The following is a 5545-nucleotide window of genomic DNA, read 5'->3' as shown; positions in this document are numbered from 1 at the left end:
CCTGTTCTGGACTTATCTTGCCCTCGTTTATGAGCCTCCTCAGTACGACCATTGCTGCCTCTCTCGCGAGGGCCGCGAGGTCGGCACCAACGAATCCATGGGTCTTCTCGGCAATCTCGTCGAGCATTCTGTCAATCAGCCTGTTCCGGACCTCGGCGTATATCTCGCCCTCACTCTTCAGGGCCTCCTTTACCTCCCCCTCATCCTTAGCTCTCTTCACCTTTTCAATGACGGCCTCTATCTTCTTGGGGTCGAAGTTCCCCCGGCTCTTCATCTCGTTGAGGACCTTGAGGACGGTTGCCTTGTCGTAGTCTGGCTCAAGGGGCATTCCTCTGGTGTGTATCTGGAGTATTTCTTTTCTTCCCTGCTTGTCCGGGACGCCGACCTCTATCTCCCTGTCGAACCTTCCAGGCCTCCTCAAGGCCGGGTCAATCGCGTCAGGCCGGTTGGTGGCCGCTATAACGATTACCTTTCCGCGGCTCTTGAGGCCGTCCATCAGCGTGAGCAGCTGCGAAACAACCCTCTTTTCAACCTCCCCTACAACTTCCTCCCTCTTGGGGGCTATGGCGTCAATCTCGTCGATAAAGATGATGCTTGGAGCGTTGTCCTCGGCTTCTTTAAAAATTTCTCTTAAGCGCTCCTCGCTCTCGCCGTAGAACTTGCTCATTATTTCGGGGCCGTTGATTGCTATGAAGTGTGCGTTGGCTTCGTTGGCGACGGCTTTGGCGAGTAGTGTTTTTCCTGTTCCGGGCGGACCGTAGAGGAGAACTCCCTTGGGTGGCTCGATGCCGAGCCTCTCAAACAGCTCCGGGTGCTTGAGCGGGAGCTCAACCATCTCACGAATCTTTTGAATGGCGTCGCTTAAGCCGCCGATGTCCTCATAAGTGACCTCTGGTATGGCCTCCTCCCTTACCTCAACCGCCTGCGGGAGAACCTCAACCTCCGTGTTGTAGGTTATCTGAACTATTCCCTTGGGAACGGTACTGACAACGACGAACTTAAGCTCCCCGAATCCCATAGGCATTGCCTCAAAGAGGCCGCGCAGAAGCTCGTCGAAGGGTGAGCCGCCGTAGTACATATCGCTCCTATTGCTTGCCACGAGAAGGTCGCCCTTGACGACGGGTCTTCCGAGAAGGTTCTGTTTGACCAAATCACCGGGAATCTGAATGAAGACCCCTTTTTGGGCCGGTGCCAGAACCACTTTTTTTGCTTCTTGAACCTCCGCCCGTCTGACAGTCACGTAGTCGCCTATGCTGACCCCCGCGTTCCTCCTCAGGTAGCCGTCCATTCTGATTATGTCGAGCCCTCGGTCGTCGGGATGCGGGTTCGCCACTATCGCTGCCGTTGTTCTCTCCCCAACGAGCTCGACGATGTCGCCGGGTTCGACGCCGAGCTGCTTCTGATACTTCCTGTCAAAGCGGACTATTCCCCTGCCAACGTCCCTCTTCAAAGCCTCGGCAACTCGAAGCCTGATTTCTTCATATTTCTCCTCGTCTTTACCCCCAAATATCATCTTGAACTCCCCCTGTGAATCCGTATGGCCTCCTCAATCGTGAGGTTACCGAGGGCAACCTCCCGGGCAAGCCTTGAGGGTATCGTTATGTTCCCGCTCAGCTCGCGACTCCTCCGCTTTATGTCTTCTATTTCCCTTTTGGTCGGCTCCCTAACGTGGAGAAGCTCGCCTATCGTTGTTTCCCTTCCTCCCCTCAGACCTATGTTGATTGCGGCAACTATGTCCAGTATTGATGGGCCCTCTACCCCGCTTACCCTTGGAGTAGTTCCGGACTCGTTAACGACTATCACGGGATAATCGTAACCGAGAACTTCCCCAAGGGCCTTCAGGGTCATTATCCTGTGCCTCCTGGCGCCGTGACCGATTTTTATCTTTGAGCCCGGATACTTTTCGAGCAGTTCTATGATTTTATCAACGTCCCGGGGGTTCTCAAGGCGGTGAACTTCAACAACCCTACCGTCAGCCACGACGCTGAGTCCGGGCCTCTCCCCGGGGTCTATGGCTATGAAGACGTTTTTAAACCTCTCCCTTCCCTCAAGCTTCGCGAGCAGTTCGTCTATGAAGCCCTCGTCATGAACGATGACCTTGATTGGGAAGTCAACGGGGTCTCGCTCTCCCGTGAGAACGACCTCAACGTCGTAAGGAATCCTGTCATTAACCGTAAGGCTTAGAAAGGGAATCTTATACTCTTTCAGAACCTTTGCGGCTATGTAGTAGACGCGGGCGTCCTCGGTAACTATCGCGACCCTCATGGTTGGGAGTTCTCACACCGATTATAAACCTTTTTCGGGATTCGTTGAGGGTCGCCCGGCCTTTTAAACTTTTGGAATAAAGTTTATAGCTCCAGAATTTGAATTTAGAGTGAGGGGAGAGTATGGGGCCACCCAAGAAGAAGAAAGTTGTTGAGGAGGAAGAGGAGTTCCTCGACGAAGAGTTCGAGCTTGAGGAGTGGGAGGACGAGGAGTGGGACGAGGAAGAGTGGGAGGAGGAAGACTGGGAGGAAGAGGACGAGTGGTGATGTTTCGTTTATTAAGCGGTTTTGTTTACGCAACCCATTTATAAGCCAACGTTTTTCTTTTCTCCGGTGGTGGCATGGCGTTCCTGAAGGTCGTTTCCCTCGAGGAGGCTCTGGAGATTATAAACTCATTTCCCCTCAAACCGAGGACCGAAATGGTTCCGCTGAGCGAGGCCCTCGGCAGGGTTCTTGCAGAAGATATCGTTTCGCCGATAAACGTGCCCCCCTTTGACAGGGCCACCGTTGACGGCTACGCTTTACGCGCAGAGGACACCTTCATGGCAAGCGAGAGCGAGCCGGTCAGGCTTAGGGTAATCGGCGAGGTGAACGCGGGCGACTTTCCCGACTTCGAGCTGAAGCCCGGTGAGAGCGTCTACATATCCACCGGAGCGCCGCTTCCAAAGGGTGCGGATGCGGTGATACAGTTCGAGGACGTTGACAGGGACGGCGACGAGGTTGTCATCTACAAGCCCGCTTATCCGGGTCTGGGCGTTATGAAGGCCGGAACGGACATTCCAAAGGGAAAGCTCCTCCTCAAAAAGGGAACGAGGCTCGGCTTCAAGGAGACCGCCCTTCTATCTGCCGTTGGTTTGGCCGAGGTCCCCGTCTTCAGAAAACCGAAGGTTGCCGTCATAAGCACCGGAAACGAGCTCGTTCTCCCGGGTGAGGAGCTAAGGCCGGGTCAGATTTACGACATCAACGGAAGGGCAATAGCCGACGCCGCCAGGGAGCTTGGAGGTGAGGCGGTTTTCCTCGGTATAGCCAGGGACGACCGCGGGAGCCTGAAGGCACTCATTGAGAAGGGCGTTGAGTGCTGCGACATCGTAATCCTCAGCGGCGGCGCGAGCGGTGGGATAAGGGATTTAACAAGCTCTATAATTGAGGAGCTCGGCGAGGTCAAAATTCACGGCATAGCGATTCAGCCCGGAAAGCCGACGATAATCGGCCTGATAGATGGAAAGCCCGTCTTCGGCCTCCCCGGCTATCCGACGAGCTGTCTCACCAACTTCACCCTGCTTGTCGCACCGCTCCTGAGAAGGCTCATCGGAAGGGAGAGCGAGGTCAGGAAGGTCAAAAAGAAGCTCGCCCACAAGGTCTTCTCGGTGAAGGGCAGAAGGCAGTTCCTCCCGGTGAGGATTGAGGGCGAAAAGGCCGTTCCGATACTTAAGGGGAGCGGTGCCGTCACGAGCTTCATCGATGCGGACGGCTTCATCGAGGTGCCCGAGAACGTGGAGATACTCGAGGCCGGGGAGGAGGTTGAGGTGCTGTTCTTCGGCTGACCGGAAACCTTTTTTAAAGGCCCTACCCTTTTTCCTTAGGTGTTGGACATGCTTGACATAAAGCTCATACGCGAAAAGCCCGAGGTCGTTAAGAAGGACCTAATCAAGAGGGGCGAAACCGAGAAGGTCAAATGGATTGACGAAATCCTTGAGCTCGACAGGAAGTGGCGCGAGAACCTGAAGAGAATCAACCAGCTCAGGAAGGAGCGCAACCAGCTTGCCGTACAGATAGGCAAGCGCAAGAAGGCTGGAGAGCCTATAGATGACCTCCTAGCGAGGAGCAACGAGATAGTGAAGCAGATTGAGGAGCTCGAGAGGGAAGTGGAAGAACTCAAGAAAAAAATAGACTACTACCTGTGGCGTCTGCCCAACATCACACACGAAAGCGTCCCAGTTGGTGAGAGCGACGAGGACAACGTGCCGATTAGGTTCTGGGGCAAGGCCAAGGTCTGGGAGGGCTTCCTTGAGACGTTCAAGGAGCAGAGCCTCGGAAAGATGGAGTACGAGCTCTTGAGCTGGAGGCCGAGGCTTCACGTTGACATGCTTGAGCTTTTAAGGGGAGCAGACCTCGAGAGGGCCGCGAAGGTGAGCGGTTCGCGCTTTTACTACCTCCTCAACGAGCTGGTCATACTGGACTTGGCTTTAATCCGCTTCGCCCTCGACAAGCTCATCGAGAAGGGGTTCACGCCGGTAATTCCGCCCTATATGGTGCGTCGCTTCGTTGAGGAAGGCGCCACCACCTTTGAGGACTTTGAGGACGTCATCTACAAGGTTGAGGGCGAGGACCTCTACCTCATTCCAACGGCGGAGCACCCGCTCGCTGGAATGCACGCCAACGAAATCCTCGATGGAAAAGATTTGCCGCTCCTCTACGTCGGTGTCAGCCCCTGCTTCAGGAAAGAGGCCGGAACGGCTGGAAAAGATACAAAGGGAATCTTCAGGGTGCACCAGTTCCACAAGGTCGAGCAGTTCGTTTATTCCCGCCCGGAGGAGAGCTGGGAGTGGCATGAGAAAATCATAGCGAACGCGGAGGAGATATTCCAGGAACTTGAGATTCCCTACAGGGTTGTCAACATCTGCACCGGCGATTTGGGTTACGTAGCGGCCAAAAAGTACGACATCGAGGCCTGGATGGCCGGTCAGGGCAAGTTCAGGGAGGTTGTCTCTGCCAGCAACTGCACCGACTGGCAGGCGAGGCGCTTGAACATACGCTTCCGCGATAGAACCAATGAGAAGCCCCGCTTTGTTCACACGCTGAACTCGACGGCGATAGCGACGTCGAGGGCAATCGTCGCCATACTCGAGAACCACCAGACTGAGGAAGGCGTTGTAAAGCTCCCGAAGGTTCTCTGGAAGTACACGGGCTTCAAGGAGATTCTGCCCGCGAGCATGAAGGAGAAGTGCTGTCAGTAATATTGTTTAATTCCCGCAGTACAAAGTCAAATTTCAAATACTTTTTTTACCTTCAATCCTTTCAATCTTGATATTTTTCTTTAGTTCTTGCACTTGTTCAATTAACGTTGAAATTTCGTTTTTGTCCGTAGCCCCTTTAATGTATGGACACTCATCTGAAAGCACGATAACGGTTCTAAATGCGTTCAGTATTTCCTTTATCTTGTTTAGATACTCGTTAAAGCTGGATTCATCGCCGTTTGCTGTTGCAAGCACTAACCCCTTGAAATGCTCTATAATCTCAGGAAGATGATATTTCACAAGGTCATACAAAAGGTATACATC

General features: G+C 53.8%; 6 protein-coding genes. 3 read left to right on the top strand and 3 right to left on the bottom strand.

The genetic code is table 11. From position 1 onward, the window contains the following. Both MVK46_RS09825 and MVK46_RS09820 read right to left on the bottom strand, forming a co-directional pair. The coding region (locus MVK46_RS09825; protein ID WP_297536497.1) for an AAA family ATPase at positions 1-1513 on the bottom strand (1513 nt) is incomplete at its 3' end. Beyond that, the gene (locus tag MVK46_RS09820) at positions 1510-2265 is read right to left on the bottom strand and encodes a hypothetical protein (RefSeq protein ID WP_297536496.1); all 756 of its coding nucleotides are present in this window, start codon (positions 2263-2265) and stop codon (positions 1510-1512) included. The genes MVK46_RS09825 and MVK46_RS09820, both read right to left, overlap by 4 nt. Positions 2266-2387: 122 nt before the next feature. Between MVK46_RS09820 and MVK46_RS09815 the strand changes: the two genes are divergently transcribed. The 3 genes from MVK46_RS09815 (at position 2388) to serS (ending at position 5221) form a co-directional block, all read left to right on the top strand. Then, positions 2388-2531 (top strand): hypothetical protein, encoded by a 144-nt coding sequence (locus tag MVK46_RS09815; protein ID WP_297536495.1) that lies wholly within the window; start codon positions 2388-2390, stop codon positions 2529-2531. Between the two features lie 74 nt (positions 2532-2605). Further along, positions 2606-3808, top strand: coding sequence for a gephyrin-like molybdotransferase Glp (gene glp, locus MVK46_RS09810; protein WP_297536494.1), 1203 nt, complete (start codon positions 2606-2608; stop codon positions 3806-3808). 48 nt (positions 3809-3856) lie between these two features. Continuing rightward, positions 3857-5221 carry a serine--tRNA ligase gene (gene serS / locus MVK46_RS09805; protein WP_297536498.1) on the top strand — a complete coding sequence of 455 codons (1365 nt, stop codon included), beginning with the start codon at positions 3857-3859 and terminating at the stop codon, positions 5219-5221. Positions 5222-5254: 33 nt separating this feature from the next. On the opposite strand, the gene MVK46_RS09800 is transcribed toward serS, so the two are convergent. After that, positions 5255-5545 (bottom strand): hypothetical protein (locus tag MVK46_RS09800; protein ID WP_297536493.1); only part of this gene is annotated, 291 nt, incomplete at its 5' end.

The organism is Thermococcus sp., assembly GCF_027066465.1.
Classification (GTDB): Archaea; Methanobacteriota_B; Thermococci; order Thermococcales; family Thermococcaceae; genus Thermococcus.
This window is presented reverse-complemented; position numbering and strand designations above follow the sequence as displayed.